Origin of the sequence: Neisseria dentiae, from assembly GCF_024580525.1 — a bacterium.
GTDB classification, from domain to species: Bacteria; Pseudomonadota; Gammaproteobacteria; order Burkholderiales; family Neisseriaceae; genus Neisseria; species Neisseria dentiae_A.
In genome coordinates this window covers 51,047-66,711 of the sequence record NZ_JANIKQ010000007.1, presented here as the reverse complement: position 1 = coordinate 66,711, position 15,665 = coordinate 51,047, and the positions used below count along the sequence as shown (strand labels likewise).

Below are 15,665 nucleotides of genomic sequence, written 5' to 3'. Positions count from 1 at the left end.
GGCTTGGTGTGCCTGTTGCTGCCTGAAAAGGCGGCAAGCCCCTTGAAATAGGGGATTTTAGAGGGGAAATAGGCAGGGATTTAATGTTTTTTAATCGGAAATTTAGATACGAAGCAGCCGGATATGAAGAGAGTCATATCCGGCTATTTTTTGCAAAGGTCTCTGGCTGTATTGCGGCATGGTGGGGGCGAGGGTGGCCAGCATCACCGCCAGCGAGGCGATGGAAAACATAAACACCGCCGTGCCCAGCAACACCAGCGTAATCATGGTAATCATATTTGTCCATTTCCATAATCGCCAGCGGCCACACGTCGCTGCCGTTGGGGTTGAACTGCATTTTGATCACCGGTTTTACCGGCGTGAGACAGTCGATCAAATCTTTGCAACGGTGCGGCAGAGATAAAATTTTTCCGCCAGTATGAATGATGTAAGGGAAAACGGTGGGATATGCCGCCCTTAGCTGAAGAGAAAATAAAATAAGTAAACTATTTTATTTTCTTTTAATATAATATCTTGTTGATGTTTCACTGCTTTAATACAGCCGCTATTATTTATCAGGATACAACCATGAATCATCTTTCCCTTTTTCACCGCAGACACCTTTTAGCGTTGTGATCATCACCCTCAATGAAGAGAAAAATATAGGTAATTTACTCAATGACTTAGTGGCGCAGCGTTACCGCAATTTCGAAGTTGTGGTGGCCGACAGTTGCAGCGGCGACGATACGGTGGCTATTGCCGAGAGCTATAAAGACAGGCTTGATTTGCGTACGGTGGTGATGGGGGGCGCGGCGCCAGTTTGGGAAGGAATACGGGGGCGGAACAGGCTAAATACGAGCGCATCGTGTTTTTGGATGCCGATGTGCGCATTTCGCCGGATTTCCTTGAAAAATCCCTCGCTCTGCTGAATAAAAAACGCTTATTGATATCGGCCGGCAGAATGACCTGTACCGAGCCGAAACTGTTGAACCGCATCGGCGTAAGGCTGTTCGACTGGGGCATGCTGGCAACGCAATACAGCTTCCCCACCTGCACGGGTGCCTGTATTTTCTCTACCAAAACCATCCACCGCTTTATCGGCGGTTTCGATACCGACATTCACCTTTGCGAAGACTGCGACTATGTCAATCGTGCCGCCGGCAGCTTCAGATTCCGCATGCTGCCCGTTTTCTTTGAATTCAACACCCGCCGCTTGGACAAAGAAGGTATTTTCAAAATGGGCGGGGTTTATCTGAAAGCCAATATCCTCCGACTTTTCCGCGGTGAGTTGCGTAACAACGAAATCGAATATCCGTTCGGTCATTACGATAGATAAACCGCATGCCTAACTGGCTTACCCCTTTTATCCATTCCGCCTGGCTGCCTGCAATTCTGTTTGCAGGCGCATTTGGCGACGCATTCATCGGTACCAGCCTGTTTGTGTTGGGTGAAATTTTCTTTGTCGCAGGCGGCTACGCTTTCGCTGTTACCCACGACTGGACGGTTATTCCCCTAATCTGGCTGGGCGCACTTTCCGGCGACCTGATCAGCTACGCCGTCGGCACCCGTTACGGCGAAACCATTATCCGCCGCTTTGTAGGCAAAGGCAGAAAACGCCGCCTCCACTACCACAGAGCCAGGCTGATTATGCTCAAAAAAGGCGGTGCGGCCATCCTGACTGCCCGTCTGACGGGGCCTGCCGCCAAGCTCATGCCCCTGCTGGCAGGTTCGATGCGGGTGCCGTTCAACACAGTGTTGGTTGCCAGCACGCTTGGCGTGGTGTTCGGCACGCTTCAGTTTCTGCTTATCGGCTATTTACTTGCCCACGGAATAAATTACTGGGATGAAATTTGGCTGTTTCTCAAAGGGCTTCTGCCGCAATCTTGAAATTTACTCTTTGTCCGAGAAATTCGATTAACTCGTTTTGGAAAATCTGCCCGATATAGGATTGCCCCAAACCGGCCTGTGCGATGGTGGTGGCATCGGTGAGAGCTGCACCTGCGGTTCGCGCCCCTGTTCGACATCGCGCTGGAAATTCGGCGGAAACTCAATTACAAACACCAACTTGCCCTTATCCATCAGCGCATCTACCTCTTCGCGGCTTACCGCTACCGGCGTTTGGAAATGCGGCGGCAGCAGCGCGGCGGTAATTTGGCGGGAAAGCGGCGAGCGGTCGGCATCGATCACGCCGACAGCGGCATTTTTCACATCGTTGCTCACGCCGGTGGCGGCCGAATGCACCGGCGGCACTTCGGTAAAATAGGACGAACCGCGGAAATATTCGGCCAAACGGCGGCTTTCGACGCTTTGGTCGCGGTCGAGCAGGGCGAATGTGAGGTCGTCCACATCGTAGGAAATGCTCCAGCCCACCGAAGCGAGCATAATCACCGGCCCCATCACCGCGAAAAACAGGCGGATTTTGTCGCGCAGCAGCTCTTTGGCTTCGCGCGCGGCGAATGTCCACACCGTGGCGAACCAATAGGCCAGCGTATCGGTTTGGTGTTTTGTTTCTTGACTGTTCGGGTTTTCAGACGGCCTGTTTGCTTCAGACAGGCCGTCTGAAACACTTGCAACCTGTTTCCTCTCCCACGTGAGAGGGCCGCTCTGATCTTCGGCAACATTGGCCGCGGTTTCCGCCGTTTTGCCCTCTCCCCGGCCCTCCCCCGCAGGGGAGGGAACAGTGTCGGCGGCAGACGTTGCCGTTGTGTCCGCCACGGGTTCCCGCTTGTGCGGGGACAACGGTTGTTGTTGCGCAGTTGGTGCGGCAGGTGTTTCAGACGGCCTGTTATTTTCAGACAGGCCGTCTGAATATGCCGCCGCTTCCCGCGCTTCGTCTTCCACCAAATACTGCACAAACGCTTCTTCCAGATTCGGTGCGCGATATTGCGCCACCAGTTCGGCCGGCGTGCCCACGGCCAACACGCGGCCTTTGTGCATAAAGGAAATGCGGTCGCAGCGTTCGGCTTCGTTCATAAAGTGGGTGGACACGAAAATGGTGATTTTGTCCTGCCGCGACAGCTTCAAGAGCATGCGCCAAAACATATCGCGGGCAGCGGGGTCGACGCCGGAAGTCGGCTCGTCGAGAATCAGCACTTCGGGGTGGTGCAGGCAGGCGGCGGCCAATTGCAGGCGCTGGCGGATGCCCAAGGGCAGCGAGGCGGGCTTGGTATCGGCCACGTTTTCCAAATCGAACGCTTCCAGCGCATCGGCCACCGCCTGCGTGCCCGCCGCACCCATTTGGTAGAGCTTGGCGTGCAGCTCGAGGCGCAATCCGCGCCTTGCGCTGGGTCGCCCCCAGCCCGAACAGCCGCGCGTGAAAATCGATGTTTTCATACACGCTTAAAGTGGGATACAGGTTTTTGCCCAAGCCCTGCGGCATATAGGCGATGCGGTGCGATAATGCCTGCCGCGTTTGTTTGTCGGCCATATCGCCGCCCAACACCCGCACTTCGCCCGCCTGAATCACTCGCACGCCGGCAACCAGCGACAGCAGCGTCGATTTGCCCACGCCGTCCGGCCCGATCAAACCCACGGTAACGCCGCGCGGAATGACGAGCGACACATCGTCAAGCGCAAGGGTTTTGCCGTAGCGGTGGGTAACAGTTTGCAGGGAAACGGCGGGGCGGGTGTGATTCATAGTGTGTTAAAAGCACTGGAGGCTTTCAGGTAGCCCGTAAGGGTGGGGGCTTGATCTATCGTCCTTTGGGTATTTTGCAAAGGCCTCGCTCTGTCGGTGGGGCACGGTCTATAAGGGGTACAACTGTCCGGGGTGGCAGCGTTTGATGATTTCCCGCCTCACTTGTGTCGCTATTGTGGTACGAATCGGCAGCTCCAAAACCTGCAACAGAATGGAGGTTTGCTCAGGGTGGCGGTATTCGATCAGCAGATGGGGAAAACGTACGGAATCCTCTGAAAGGTTACGCAGCCACTCATATTTCAAACTGCCTTCGCCATAAGGGTAAACATGATAGTGGAAACCTTCGTCATCCAAGCGTACATATTCCTGATGGGTGCGGGTGTAGTGCCACAATCGCAGCTGTTGGCGCATGACTGCCCATTCGAGCAGTAATATGCTGAGCGCTGCGGCGGCAAACAGCCAGCGGAGCAGACCATCTGCCAAGAAATATGCCGCCGCCGACAGCATGCTGGCGGCAAGCAGGCTAAAAACAGCGGTGAAGACGATAACGTAAAGCGGCATTCGGTTTAATTTCCACTCCATCGTTGAGAACTCATTCTGTTCTATAGGTTCCGATTCCTAAAATGCTGGATATGCTGGGCGGCAAACTACAAGGCTGTTTGTGAGTTTTCCTTAGTCTGTCTGCCCAAAATCACAATATCGGCAACAAAGGTTTCCATATCGCACACCTGCGGCAGCCGCCCCCACTCGCTAAAACCCAGCGCGGAAAACAGGCGGATGCTGGGGGTGTTGTGGGCGAAAATCACGGCGATGATGTTGCGGATGCCCAAGGCAGGTGCCTGCGCACACATATATTCGGCGAGCCGCCGCCCCAAGCCGCTGCCGCGTGCGTCTTGGTGTACATAAATGCTGATTTCGGCGCTGATGCGGTAGGCGTGGCGCGGGTAGTAGTCGCTGAAGCTGCCCCAGGCCAGCACTTGCCCGGCGGTGCTCTCCACTACATATAGCGGGCGGTTGCCGCCATGTGCGTCGAACCAGGCTTGGCGGCTCTGTGTGCTGACGGGCTGCAAATCGGCGGTGGCTTGGCGGCCGGCGATGGTGCTGTTGTAAATGGCAACGATAGTGGGCAGGTCGGCCTGCACGGCGGGGCGGATGGTGTACGGTTGCATAGTTGTTTCCAAAACGGTGTGTGTTTTCAGACGGCCTTAAGGTATTTTACAAAGCTTTCGGGCCGCGTGTTAAAGGCCGTCTGAAACGCCTGCGCCGTTTGCCGCGCCCTCTTCGCCGCCTCTGTCCAACACCGCCACGGCTGCGCGCAGCCATTGCCAGGCCAGGGCCTGTTGCTCGGCACCGGCGTTCCATAAGGTGTCTTCGCCCATCACACTGTATTCGCCGGCCGTGCGCAAATCGATGTTTAGCCCGTTTTCGATGGCTTGGTGGTAGCGGGCGTATTCGCCTTCAAAATAAAATTTTTCCAACTGCCGCATAATGGCTTCGCCGCGCCGCCAGTCTTGCCGGGCGGCTTCAAGCTTGGGCAGAAGCTCGGTCCATTCGCGGTAAAGCTGCTGGATTTCGTTAATGCGTGCCTGTGCGGCGGCGGCATCGGGCAGGGTGTTCATATATTTATTGCTCCGCATCAGGGTTTGGGTGTGCCGGCGGGCTTTTCCGCGCGCTCTTTTTCAGCCTGTTGTTTCTGGCGTTTTTCCAGCTCGCGCTGACGTTTTTTGCTTTCGCGCACGCGGCGGCTTTTTTCGAGTTTGTCGTTGATGCGTTCGATAACCGAGCGTTTGTTTGCCTGCACCGCCTGGCTGTGCGCGGCGGGCAGAATCAGGGCGGCGGCCAGCAGGGCGGCGATCAGTTTGGTTTTGTTCATGATGCTTTCCTTTGCAACAAAACAGCAGGGGTTACTGCGGCGGCTCCACCGCCCGAAGCGGTAATACTGCTTTTTTCGGCGGGGCGGAAACCGGAAACAATATAATGCCTTGCTTCATCTGTTAATATAAAAATATAGGCCAGAAAAATCGGGAATGCAAATTCCGGCCTATCCTTTTTATTGAACAGCCTCCCCAATCCCGTTACACTAAGCCGCGTTGTTGGAGCCGTCTGAAAAGCCCCGGGTTTTTCAGACGGCCTATACACAACAGAAGCCGCTGCAAACATTGCGCTTGCAGCTTGAGCACGTCAGCGTCATTGTGCCGCTGCGAAACCGAAACAGAAGGCCACTATCATGACCGTCGCCCCCGTCGCCCTGCGCCGCCAAAGCGAGCGCAAACCGCACCAAACCGCCCAATATTGGCGCAAATGCCAGGTTGAAGAGCTGTTTGAAATGCCGTTTCTCGACCTCGTTTACAAAGCCGCCGAAGTCCACCGCGCCCACTTCAACCCCCGCGAAATCCAGCTTTCCACCCTGCTTTCCATCAAAACCGGCGGCTGCCCCGAAGACTGCGAATACTGCCCGCAGTCGGCGCACCACAACACCGGCCTCGAAAAATCGCAAATGATGGACGTGGAAGAAATCCTCAAAATCGCCCGCACCGCCAAAGCGCGCGGCGCCAGCCGCTTCTGCATGGGCGCGGCCTGGCGCGGGCCGAAACCGAAAGACGTGGAAACCGTTTCCGAAATCATCAAAGCCGTGAAAGGTTTGGGGCTGGAAACCTGCGGCACGTTCGGCATGCTCGAAGAAGGCATGGCCGAAGATTTGAAAAACGCCGGGCTGGACTACTACAACCACAACCTCGACACCGACCCCGAACGCTACAACGACATCATCCACACCCGAGCGCACGAAGACCGCATGGACACGCTGGGCAAAGTGCGCGGTGCGGGTTTGAAAGTGTGTTGCGGCGGCATCGTCGGCATGAACGAAACCCGCCCCCAGCGCGCCGGCCTGATTGCCAGCCTCGCCAACCTCGACCCGCAGCCCGAGAGCGTGCCCATCAACCAACTGGTGAAAGTGGAAGGCACGCCGCTGGCCGACGCCGAAGATTTGGATTGGACGGAATTCGTGCGCACCATCGCCGTGGCGCGCATCACCATGCCGCAAAGCTATGTGCGCCTTTCGGCAGGCCGCACCGCCATGCCAGAAGCCATGCAGGCGATGTGCTTTCTCGCCGGCGCCAATTCGATTTTCTACGGCGACAAACTCTTAACCACCGACAACCCCGAAACCGACGGCGACCGCCTGCTGATGGAAAAGCTGGACTTGCACCCGCTGCAATATTGCAGTGAAATGTAATGTTGAAATTGTATGTGTTGGATATTTAAGCTGAATTGAATAAGTATCTAAATTTAAATTTGCCTTAAAAAGATATTGAATCTATAATTTCACTCCAATAACGCCCTTAGCAGTAAGCCTTTCAATCTTATCCCGAAAGCGCCGAACCTTTGGGCTTTTTCTTTGTATTTGAAGGAATGAAATATGAGAACGGCTGTTTTAATTGACGGCGCTTTTTTTATCAAACGTATCCGCTATTTCGAGAAACACAATGCTTATGATGCCAAACGTATTGCATCTCTCGCTTTCCGCTTATCACTACTTCACTTATCACAAAAAATAAACGGCACCAAGCAGCATGACAGCCTTTATAGGATTTTCTTTTACGATTGTGCTCCCCTGCAAAAGAAAATGCACAACCCCATTTCTAAAAAGTTGATTGATTTTTCCAAATCAGATGAAGCTGTTTTCAGAAACGAACTCCATAAAGAATTAATCAAACAGCGAAAACTTGCACTACGCTTGGGTAAATTATCAGACCAACTGACCCGTTGGCGGTTGAAAACCGATGTAATGGATAATCTGCTCAAAGGCCGGATAGATCGGCACGAAATAACAGAAAAAGACGTTATGATTGATGTTAAGCAAAAAGGTGTTGATATGCGCATTGCCTTGGATATTGCATCAATAACGCTCAAAAAACAGGCTGACCGTATCGTATTGGTTTCAGGTGATTCTGATTTTGTGCCTGCCGCAAAATTAGCGCGGCGGGAAGGAATTGATTTTATTTTAGACCCAATGTGGCAAAATATTCCCGAAGATTTATTTGAACACATTGATGGTTTGCGAAGTACATATCCCCGCAAAAAATAAACAGCTTTAATTCTACAAGAGGCCGTCTGAAACATTTTCAGACGGCCTCTCTTCACGCTTAAAACCTGCAACGCTTACGCCGCAGGCGGCAGCATCTTCAAATAATTCAAAGCGATAAACTGCTTGTCGGCATCCACTTCGGCCACCGCCAACAGCAGCTGCGATTTGGGCAGCGCGTCGAACGGAATGCCCGTGGCGCGCACGGCCAGCGGCAGGCCGTCGATGCGCACCAGATCTTCTTTCAGCAGCGTGGCCTTCAGCTCTTTCAAGGCCTGCTGGCGGATATACACCAAGCTCCAGTAACTCTCCATTTTGCGCTGGAAATCGGCATAGGCGGTGTAGGCCGCGTCGAAATCGCGCAGGGCGGCGAACAGGGCGGTGTCGTTGCTGTGAAACAGCGGCTCGGCTTCACTGTTTATCAGGCTGAGCAGCTGCTTTTGGTTGATATAGTCGGCGGCGCGGCGCAGCGGCGAGGTGAACCAGCCGTAGTGCTGCACGCCCATGCCGCTGTGCGGTTCGGATTGGGTGCTCATGCGCACTTTGCTGTTGCCGGGCTGCACGCGGAAAAGGCCGGGCAGGCCGTTTTCATCGAGCATCTGCGCCCATGTGCTGTTGGCGAGTATCATCATTTCGCTCACCAGCGTGTCGATGGGCGAGCCGCGCTCGCGGCGGGAAACGGCCACGCTGCCGTCTTCGTTCAGCCCGATGCCGTAATCGTATTGCGGGGCGCGGTCCGGCTCGTATTTGCCGCGCGCTTTTTGGCGGGCTGTGGCGAAGCGGTGCAGCCAGATTAAATCCTGATGGTGGTTGAACATGGCCTGCCCTTCGGCATCGAGGCCGGTTTCGGCGTTGAAGTGCGGCTCGATGGCTTGGATGCGCAGGTTTTCGGCGATATAAACGGCTTCGATTTTGTGCACGGGCGCGCTGATGTTGAAATCGGCGTCAACATCGAAATAAATGCTCACGGCGGGGCGGTGGCCGCCGGCATCGAGGCTGAAGGCAGCAATCCAGTTGTCGGGCAGCATGGTGATTTTGCCGCCGGGAAAATACACCGTGCTCAGGCGCTCCATAATGGTTTTTTCGATGGCGCTGCCCGAGGCGACGGCCAGTGCGGGCGCGGCGATGTGGATGCCCACGCGTTTGGCGCCGTTGCCCAAGTCGGTAACGCTCAAGGCGTCGTCCACTTCGGTGGTGTCTTCGTCGTCGATGGAAAACGCCTGCACGGCGGCCTGCGGCAGCGCGGGCAGCGCGGGCACGGGCATATCGGCGAAAGCCGTGCCTTTGGGAAAATGTTTGACTTCGAAACCGTCGCGCAGGTATTGCGGAATCGAGGCGACACCGCCGGTTTGCATGGCGAGCGCCAGCGGGGCGAGCTTGAGCGCGTCGGCGGCTTTGGTGAAGGCTTTGTAGGTGGGCGCCTGTTTGTCGGGCGCGTGCAGGATGGTTTTCAGGTCGGCGGCGATTTCAGACGGCATCTCGCCCTGTTTGAGCGCTTCCGACCAGGCTTCGATTTGCGCGTCCTGCTGTTTTTTGCGCTCCACCGCCGCCAGCGCCTGTTTGAGCGTTTCTTCGGGGGCGGCCTTGAAAATGCCTTTGGCTTTTTTATAGAAATACATCGGCGCGGCATAAAGCGCAATCAGTGTGGCCGCCAGCTCGGTTTTGGCGGGCGCGTGGCCGAAGTATTCTTCGGCGATGGCTTCGGCGCTGAATTCTTCTTCGCCGCACACTTCCCACAACAGGTCGGTGTCGATTTCGGCGGCTTCGGCTTGGGCTTGGGCGAGAAATGCGCCCATCGGGGTGTCGAATTCGACGAACACGTTGGCCGCTTTCACTTTGGTGCGTTTGCCGTGCTGGGTATCGGCCTGGTAGGTGGCGTCGTTTTTCTGCACCACGGCGGCCACTTTGAATTGGCCGGATTCTTCGTAAAAAATATTCATATAAAAGCTAAAAGCGCAGTCGGAAAAGCGCGTGATTTTAACAGGATTCGCAAAGGCCGTCTGAAAGGTTTGCGCCGCTTCGGCAGCAGCCCGCCACCTTTCAGACGGCCTGCGGTTAAACTACTTGCTTAGCACCCGTTCCGTCATACTCGGGCTTGGCCCGAGTATGACGGCAGTTGGGTATTTCAGACGGCCTGAGCGGATTTTGCAAAGCGCCCGGGCGGTTGTTAACGGCTCAGTTTTCCTTCTCCCGCCGCGTGTGGATATCGAATTCCGCCAACGTGATGTTGAGCGCGCTCAAACACGGCGACATAATCTCGGCAACGGCACCGTCGACACCGTCGCTGCTTTGGCCGACGGGGCGGTAAACAAACAGCCTGAACAAATCGTTCAGCCCGATAGATTCGGCATTGGTTTTCAGCACCCAGCCCTGTTTGCCCAAATACACATAACCGTGGCGGGCGAGTTTTTCGAGCAGTTCGCCCAATTCGTCGTAGCCCATATTGATGTGCGGGCGGAAATCCTGCACCCTGAGCGCGCCGCCGGTTTGCTGGGCTTCGTTGAGCAGCAGCAAAATTTTCAACACATCGTCAAACCGCCCGCGCGCATCGAAACCGCGCCGGAACGCCTCGCCCTGCCAGTAGGAAAGCGAAGCGGTGAGCACCGCGCCGGAGAGCACCAGCATCCACAGCAAATTAAGCCACAGCAGAAAAAACGGCACCGCCGCAAACGCGCCGTAAATCAGCGTGTAGCCTTGAAACGTGCCGATATACCAGGCAAAACCGTAGCGCGCGGCTTCGAGCAAAACCGCCGTTACCGCCGCCCCGAGCAACGCATGGCGGGCGGGCACGAAGCGGTTGGGCACCAGCCGGTAGAGCAGCCACAACAGCAGCGTGCTGAACAAGATCGACGCACTGATGCGCACCGCCGCCGCCAACAGCGGATAATTTTCGCCGAACGGGCTGTATTTGAGCAGCGACGACCACAGCGACAAACCCACGCCCAACGCCAGCGGGCCGAACGTGAGCAGCGCCCAATACACCAGAAACTGCATCATCAGCGGCCGCTGCGTGCCTACGCGCCAGATTCGGTTGAACGTTTGGTCGATGGTTTGGATCAGCATCAGCGAAGTAACACCCAGCATAATGATGCCGATGGCCGTCAGCCCGCTGGCTTTCTCTTTAAACGCATCGATATATTCAAACAAAGTGTCCGCACCCTGCGGCACGATGGTTTGGTTGACAAACTGCACGAAAGAAGCGGAAAGCTCGTCGAACACAGGAAAAGCCGACACCACCACCAACGTTACCGTTAACACCGGCACCAGCGCCAAAAGCGTGGTAAACGTGAGGCTGGCCGACACCTGCGGCACGCGGATTTCCATAAAACGGCGGTACACAAACCACGCAAACCCGCCCAAACGCGAAGCGCGCACGGCTTGCCACCAAGATAAATCAGGCATATTCTTCCACTTTCTTATTGATTCACCGATTTAACGTTTTCAGACGGCCTGCACCATAATAGGCCGTCTGAAAACATACCCAATTGTAACGGAAAGCCGCAATGAGCCAAAACTCTTTGAAAATACTTGTTTTATACTATTCCCAACACGGCGCCACGCAAAACCTTGCCCGCCAAATCGCGCGCGGCGTCGAAAGCGTGGCCGGCTGTGAAGCCGTGCTGCGCACCGTGCCGAAAGTATCTGCCGTGTGCGAAGCGGTCGAAGCCGACATTCCCACCGAAGGCGCGCCCTATTGCAGCGCCGAAGACCTCAAAACCTGCGCCGCCCTTGCCTTGGGCAGCCCCACCCGTTTCGGCAACATGGCCGCCGCCATGAAATACTTTATCGACGGCACCGTTGCGCAATGGCTGGGCGGCGAACTGATCGGCAAGCCCGCCACCGTGTTCACCAGCACCGCCAGCCAGCACGGCGGGCAGGAATCCACCCTGCTCACCATGATGCTGCCCCTGCTGCACCACGGCATGATTATCAGCGGCGTGCCGTTTAGCGAAGCCGCCCTCAACCAAACCCGCAGCGGCGGCACGCCCTACGGCGCATCGCACGTGGCCGGAGCGGAAGGCAAGCCCGAATTAAGCAGCGAAGAGCAGCAAATCGCATTCGCACAAGGCAAACGTTTGGCCGAGCTGGCCGTCAAACTGGCCGTCTGAAAACATCTTATAACCACACAGCAGGAGAAACCCGCATGACCGTATTACCAAGCAAACCCGCGCTGGAAACCGCCCTGAACCACCGCTCCATCCGCAAATTCACCGGCGAGCCGATTGCCCCCGAAATGTTTCAAGCCGTGCTTGCCGCCGGACAGGCCGCATCCACATCGAGCTTTATGCAGCTCGTGCACATCGTGCGCGTAACCGATGCCGAAAAGCGTAAACAGCTGCGCGCTGTGGGCGCCAACCAGCACTATATCGAAACCTGCGCCGAATTTCTGGTGTTCTGCATCGACTTGGCCAAACACAAAAAAATCGCCCCCGACGCGCAAACCGACTGGACGGAAATGACGCTGATGGGCGCAATTGATGCCGGTATCGCTGCGCAAAACGTACTGCTCACCGCCGAATCACTCGGTTTGGGCGGCGTGTTTATCGGCTGCCTGCGCGACGACATCAACGCCACCGACCGCATTTTGGCGCTGCCCGAAAACGTGGTGCCGCTGTTCGGCATGTGCTTGGGCCACCCCGCCCAAGACCCGATTATGCGCCCGCGCCTGCCCGCCGCCTGCGTGGTGTCCGAAAACGGCTACGCCCCGCTCGACGACGCGCTCTATGCGGAATACGACGCTACCGTGGCCGACTACTACCAGCGCCGCAGCAATCTGGATTTGAACTTTACCAAACAGGTGCGCAACACGCTCTGCCACGAAGTACGCCCCGACATCCTGCCGTTTTTGCAGCGCAAAGGCTTGGCGAAACGCTGAATCCGATGTACTGCATCAACCGTTAAACGGCAAAACATGGAGGCCGTCTGAAAGTTTTCAGACGGCCTCCATAGTGTTTGCAGCGTATCATAATTAAACGACTTGCTTAACCTGTGTTATCGCGGAATTTCCCGCTGCCACTGTTGCAGCAGCTGCCGCAGCTGGTCGGCATGTTCGTGGCCGCTGTCGATGGCGTTTTGCAGCCAGGTGCAGGCGGTGGCGGTGCTTTGCGGTGCACCCAAGCCGTGGTAATACAAACAAGCCAAATTGTATTGCGCCATCGGATCGCCCTGATTGGCGGCCTGTTCGAACCAATAAGCCGCCTGATCGGGGTCGGCCTCCACGCCCTGACCGTTGTAATACATCATACCGAGGTTGGTTTGCGCCTTGCGGTGGTGCAGCTCGGCGGCCTGAAGATAGAGTTTGCGCGCCAAGAAATAATCCTGATCGCGCCCCAAGCCGTAATGGCAGGCAAACGCGGCCTGGTAATCCTGATCGGCTTTTTGAAACATCAGCGCCGCCTGTTTGGCCTCTTCATAATCTTCTTTATGGGTGAGCGCGGTATCGGCAAGCAGTTTTTTGTGTGCCGCCATATCGCCCAATTCTGCGGCGCGCTGGTATTGGCGGCGGGCGGTGTCGGTATCGGCTTCGACACCCAAACCGTAGCGGAAAATATCGCCGAGCAGGCGCAGGGCTTTGGGGTGGTTGCGGCGGGCGGCCGCCGAAGCGTGTTTGCGGGCCTGTTGGTGGTCGCGCTCCACAAATCTGCCGGTCAGATAAGCCTCGGCCAGCGTGGCTTGGGCATCGGAATCGCCTTGTGTGGCGGCTTTTTCGAGCCAGCCTACGGATTCGCCGTTGTTCTGCTCGAACAACACCTCGCCCAATGCGGCCTGCGCGGGGCTGAAACCCTGCTCGGCGGCGGGGGTGAAATGTTCAATGGCTTTTTGCAGGTTTTTTTCGACATACTGGCCGTAGCGGTATTGGTTGCCGAGCAGCCAGTGGGCGGCCACAACGCCTTGCGCGGCCGCCTGCGTAAACAGTTCGTGCGCCCGTGCCAAATCCGGCTCGGGTGCCTGCTGGTAATATTTGGCGAGATAAAATTGCGCATCGCCGCTGCCCTGTGCTGCCGCCAGTTCGGCCCAATGCACGGCCTGCGGGTCTTTTTGGTCGGCACAATATTCGAGCAGCCGCAGCTGGGCGTGCAACACGCCGCTTTCGGCCAGCTCGGTGTAGGCGCCTATCTGCTGCTCGAAACGCTCGCCGTCGGCGGCGCGCAGTTGCAGCAGGTTATAACGGGCATAGGGGTGGCCGCCCTCCGCCGCCACCGCCAGCCAATGGCGGGCGGCGCTGTAATTGGGGCGCGCACCCGCACCGTTGAGCAGGCAGCCGGCCAGTTGGAACGCGGCCTCGATATGCCCGGCTTGGGCGGCCTCAAACAGCAGGGGCACGGCGGCGGCGCAGTCGTTCGGGTTTTTCAGCAGCAGCTCGTGCCCTTGCTGGAACAGTGATTCGGGAGTGGCTTGGGTCATTTTCGTGCGTAGCAGATTGGGGACGGAAACATTGTATCGCAAAAGCGGCGGCAGTTCGGCGCATCGGAACACGCCGCGCGGCATACGGCCGGCGGGATGGCGGCAGGCAGGCTTTTTGCAGGATTTCGCCGCCCGCTTAACGCGTTATAGTAACCTATTGTTCGGGCCGGCAGACGGGCAGCAGGATAAAAGGCCGTCTGAACGTTCAGACGGCCTTTTACCTCAAACACCATAATCAGCGCTTCACGCCGCTCAAACACGCCCAGCCTTCGTCGGTTTGCGCGGGAGACAAATCGAACCATTCGCTGTAAATGCCGCTCATTTCTTCAATCTGTTCGTCGAGAATACCCGAAAGCACGATGCGGCCGCCCTGCTTGGTGCGGTCGGCCAAGAGGCCGCCGAGCAGGCGCAGGGGGTTGGCGAGGATATTGGCCACTACTACATCAAACTGCCCTTCCGGCAGGGCGTCGGGCAGGTAAAAGTGTGCGTGGGCATCATTTTGGGCAGCATTATCGTTGCTGGCCCGGATGGCCTGCTCGTCGATATCCACGCCGACGGCGCTGCCTGCGCCCAATTTCAGGGCGGCGATGGCGAGAATGCCGGAGCCGCAGCCGTAATCCAGCACGGCTTCGCCGCCTTGCAGATGGCGGTCAAGCCATTGCAGGCACAGGCGGGTGGTGGGGTGGCTGCCGGTGCCGAACGCAAGGCCGGGGTCGAGTTGCAGGTTGACGGCGCGTCCGCCCGGCGCTTCGTGCCACGAGGGGGTAATCCACAAACGTTCCGAAATCTGAATCGGCTCGAACTGTGCCTGCGTGAGCCGCACCCAATCCTGCTCGGGCAGGTATTCGGTGTCGTAGTCGGGCACGGCGATGTTGCAGTCGTCGGCCGCCGCGGCCACAACCGGCGCGGCATCGGTGTGTTCGTCGAACAGGGCGATTACTTTACTCTGCTGCCAGATTTGTTCGGCAGGCATACCCGGCTCGCCGAAAATGGCCTGCTCGTTGGCGGTGCCTGCATAGGCGTCTTCAATGGCGGCGGAAAGTGCGCCGTGCGCCATTAACGCATCGGCAAGGCGCTCGGCGGTGTGGTCGTTAACGGCGATGGTGATTTGTTGGTAGGCCATGTGGGGTTGCTTTCTTTGCGTGTGTCGGCGTGGCGCGATTTTAGCAAAAAACTGTTGTAAATTAAACCGCAAGCCGCAACATAGGCTTGACAAAACGGCGGCAAACGGCAATACTGCGCAGCTTGTCTTTGAAGCATAGGCACAACCCCTATGCCCGCTCACCGAAAGGAAATGAAATGAAACAAGGTATCCACCCCGATTACCACGAAGTTAACGTAACTTGCTCTTGCGGCAACAAATTCGTTACCAAATCCACCATGGCTAAAGAGAGCTTCAACATCGAGGTTTGCTCGCAATGCCATCCGTTCTACACCGGCCAGCAAAAAATCGTTGACACCACCGGCCGCGTGGACAAATTCAACCAAAAATTCGGCAATATGTTCAAACGTTAATTGGCGGATGTTTTGGCATAAAAAAGACTGCATATGCAGTCTTTT

At 56.6% G+C, this 15,665-nt stretch carries 16 protein-coding genes and 2 pseudogenes; 8 read left to right on the top strand and 10 right to left on the bottom strand.

Features of this window, described 5'->3' with window-relative positions; genetic code table 11:
* Positions 1-102: 102 nt before the first annotated feature.
* Positions 103-276: a hypothetical protein gene (locus NQ012_RS05975; protein ID WP_257066698.1), complete on the bottom strand. Its 174-nt coding sequence runs from the start codon at positions 274-276 to the stop codon at positions 103-105.
* A gap of 335 nt (positions 277-611) precedes the next feature.
* Here NQ012_RS05975 and NQ012_RS13140 point away from each other — a divergent pair, with 335 nt between their 5' ends.
* The 3 genes and pseudogenes from NQ012_RS13140 to NQ012_RS05965 all read left to right on the top strand — a co-directional run bounded on the left by NQ012_RS13140 (position 612) and on the right by NQ012_RS05965 (position 1,866).
* Positions 612-908: a glycosyltransferase family A protein gene (locus NQ012_RS13140; protein WP_373566639.1), complete on the top strand. Its 297-nt coding sequence runs from the start codon at positions 612-614 to the stop codon at positions 906-908.
* Positions 797-1,315, top strand: a pseudogene (locus NQ012_RS05970) (glycosyltransferase family 2 protein); the annotation flags it as partial. The gene NQ012_RS13140 and the pseudogene NQ012_RS05970, both read left to right, overlap by 112 nt.
* 5 nt (positions 1,316-1,320) lie before the next feature.
* Complete coding sequence (locus NQ012_RS05965) at positions 1,321-1,866, top strand: DedA family protein (RefSeq protein WP_257066697.1); 546 nt, start codon at positions 1,321-1,323, stop codon at positions 1,864-1,866.
* A gap of 339 nt (positions 1,867-2,205) precedes the next feature.
* Here NQ012_RS05965 and NQ012_RS05960 read toward each other — a convergent pair.
* From NQ012_RS05960 to NQ012_RS05940, 5 genes and pseudogenes are all read right to left on the bottom strand, one after another.
* Positions 2,206-3,616, bottom strand: a pseudogene (locus tag NQ012_RS05960) (ATP-binding cassette domain-containing protein); the annotation flags it as partial.
* Positions 3,617-3,724: 108 nt separating this feature from the next.
* Positions 3,725-4,198: a hypothetical protein gene (locus NQ012_RS05955; RefSeq protein ID WP_257066696.1), complete on the bottom strand. Its 474-nt coding sequence runs from the start codon at positions 4,196-4,198 to the stop codon at positions 3,725-3,727.
* A 65-nt stretch (positions 4,199-4,263) separates the two neighbouring features.
* Positions 4,264-4,785, bottom strand: coding sequence for a GNAT family N-acetyltransferase (locus NQ012_RS05950; RefSeq protein WP_257066695.1), 522 nt, complete (start codon positions 4,783-4,785; stop codon positions 4,264-4,266).
* Between the two features lie 69 nt (positions 4,786-4,854).
* On the bottom strand, positions 4,855-5,235 hold the full coding sequence (locus NQ012_RS05945) for a DUF4298 domain-containing protein (protein ID WP_257066694.1): 381 nt from the start codon (positions 5,233-5,235) through the stop codon (positions 4,855-4,857).
* A gap of 17 nt (positions 5,236-5,252) precedes the next feature.
* Positions 5,253-5,489: a hypothetical protein gene (locus NQ012_RS05940; RefSeq protein WP_257066693.1), complete on the bottom strand. Its 237-nt coding sequence runs from the start codon at positions 5,487-5,489 to the stop codon at positions 5,253-5,255.
* A 354-nt stretch (positions 5,490-5,843) separates the two neighbouring features.
* On the opposite strand from NQ012_RS05940, the gene bioB reads away from it, so the two are divergent.
* Positions 5,844-6,851, top strand: a complete 1,008-nt coding sequence (gene bioB / locus NQ012_RS05935; RefSeq protein WP_257066692.1) for a biotin synthase BioB — start codon at positions 5,844-5,846, stop codon at positions 6,849-6,851.
* A gap of 183 nt (positions 6,852-7,034) precedes the next feature.
* On the top strand, positions 7,035-7,703 hold the full coding sequence (locus NQ012_RS05930) for an NYN domain-containing protein (RefSeq protein ID WP_257066691.1): 669 nt from the start codon (positions 7,035-7,037) through the stop codon (positions 7,701-7,703).
* 74 nt (positions 7,704-7,777) lie between these two features.
* Here NQ012_RS05930 and NQ012_RS05925 read toward each other — a convergent pair whose 3' ends face one another.
* Together NQ012_RS05925 and NQ012_RS05920 are read right to left on the bottom strand one after the other, a co-directional pair.
* Complete coding sequence (locus NQ012_RS05925) at positions 7,778-9,640, bottom strand: ribonuclease catalytic domain-containing protein (RefSeq protein WP_257066690.1); 1,863 nt, start codon at positions 9,638-9,640, stop codon at positions 7,778-7,780.
* 235 nt (positions 9,641-9,875) lie between these two features.
* A complete protein-coding gene (locus NQ012_RS05920; RefSeq protein ID WP_257066689.1) occupies positions 9,876-11,102 on the bottom strand; it encodes a YihY family inner membrane protein in 1,227 nt (408 codons plus the stop codon).
* A gap of 101 nt (positions 11,103-11,203) precedes the next feature.
* Between NQ012_RS05920 and wrbA the strand changes: the two genes are divergently transcribed.
* Together wrbA and nfsA are read left to right on the top strand one after the other, a co-directional pair.
* A complete protein-coding gene (wrbA, locus tag NQ012_RS05915) occupies positions 11,204-11,809 on the top strand; it encodes an NAD(P)H:quinone oxidoreductase (protein WP_257066687.1) in 606 nt (201 codons plus the stop codon).
* A 35-nt stretch (positions 11,810-11,844) separates the two neighbouring features.
* Positions 11,845-12,576 (top strand): oxygen-insensitive NADPH nitroreductase, encoded by a 732-nt coding sequence (gene nfsA, locus NQ012_RS05910; RefSeq protein WP_257066686.1) that lies wholly within the window; start codon positions 11,845-11,847, stop codon positions 12,574-12,576.
* Between the two features lie 116 nt (positions 12,577-12,692).
* Here the strand turns inward: nfsA and NQ012_RS05905 are convergent, their stop codons facing one another.
* Positions 12,693-14,105 (bottom strand): tetratricopeptide repeat protein, encoded by a 1,413-nt coding sequence (locus NQ012_RS05905; protein ID WP_257066685.1) that lies wholly within the window; start codon positions 14,103-14,105, stop codon positions 12,693-12,695.
* A 235-nt stretch (positions 14,106-14,340) separates the two neighbouring features.
* Positions 14,341-15,228 carry a 50S ribosomal protein L11 methyltransferase gene (gene prmA / locus NQ012_RS05900; RefSeq protein ID WP_257066684.1) on the bottom strand — a complete coding sequence of 296 codons (888 nt, stop codon included), beginning with the start codon at positions 15,226-15,228 and terminating at the stop codon, positions 14,341-14,343.
* A 176-nt stretch (positions 15,229-15,404) separates the two neighbouring features.
* On the opposite strand from prmA, the gene rpmE reads away from it, so the two are divergent.
* Positions 15,405-15,620, top strand: a complete 216-nt coding sequence (gene rpmE / locus NQ012_RS05895; protein ID WP_085365870.1) for a 50S ribosomal protein L31 — start codon at positions 15,405-15,407, stop codon at positions 15,618-15,620.
* Positions 15,621-15,665: the final 45 nt, after the last annotated feature.

Coding starts and splice junctions, on each gene's coding strand:
- NQ012_RS05975 (WP_257066698.1), bottom strand. CDS start 276: ATGATTACCATGATTACGCTGGTGTTGCTGGGCACGGCGGTGTTTATG.
- NQ012_RS05965 (WP_257066697.1), top strand. CDS start 1,321: ATGCCTAACTGGCTTACCCCTTTTATCCATTCCGCCTGGCTGCCTGCA.
- NQ012_RS05955 (WP_257066696.1), bottom strand. CDS start 4,198: ATGGAGTGGAAATTAAACCGAATGCCGCTTTACGTTATCGTCTTCACC.
- NQ012_RS05950 (WP_257066695.1), bottom strand. CDS start 4,785: ATGCAACCGTACACCATCCGCCCCGCCGTGCAGGCCGACCTGCCCACT.
- NQ012_RS05945 (WP_257066694.1), bottom strand. CDS start 5,235: ATGAACACCCTGCCCGATGCCGCCGCCGCACAGGCACGCATTAACGAA.
- NQ012_RS05940 (WP_257066693.1), bottom strand. CDS start 5,489: ATGAACAAAACCAAACTGATCGCCGCCCTGCTGGCCGCCGCCCTGATT.
- bioB (WP_257066692.1), top strand. CDS start 5,844: ATGACCGTCGCCCCCGTCGCCCTGCGCCGCCAAAGCGAGCGCAAACCG.
- NQ012_RS05930 (WP_257066691.1), top strand. CDS start 7,035: ATGAGAACGGCTGTTTTAATTGACGGCGCTTTTTTTATCAAACGTATC.
- NQ012_RS05925 (WP_257066690.1), bottom strand. CDS start 9,640: ATGAATATTTTTTACGAAGAATCCGGCCAATTCAAAGTGGCCGCCGTG.
- NQ012_RS05920 (WP_257066689.1), bottom strand. CDS start 11,102: ATGCCTGATTTATCTTGGTGGCAAGCCGTGCGCGCTTCGCGTTTGGGC.
- wrbA (WP_257066687.1), top strand. CDS start 11,204: ATGAGCCAAAACTCTTTGAAAATACTTGTTTTATACTATTCCCAACAC.
- nfsA (WP_257066686.1), top strand. CDS start 11,845: ATGACCGTATTACCAAGCAAACCCGCGCTGGAAACCGCCCTGAACCAC.
- NQ012_RS05905 (WP_257066685.1), bottom strand. CDS start 14,105: ATGACCCAAGCCACTCCCGAATCACTGTTCCAGCAAGGGCACGAGCTG.
- prmA (WP_257066684.1), bottom strand. CDS start 15,228: ATGGCCTACCAACAAATCACCATCGCCGTTAACGACCACACCGCCGAG.
- rpmE (WP_085365870.1), top strand. CDS start 15,405: ATGAAACAAGGTATCCACCCCGATTACCACGAAGTTAACGTAACTTGC.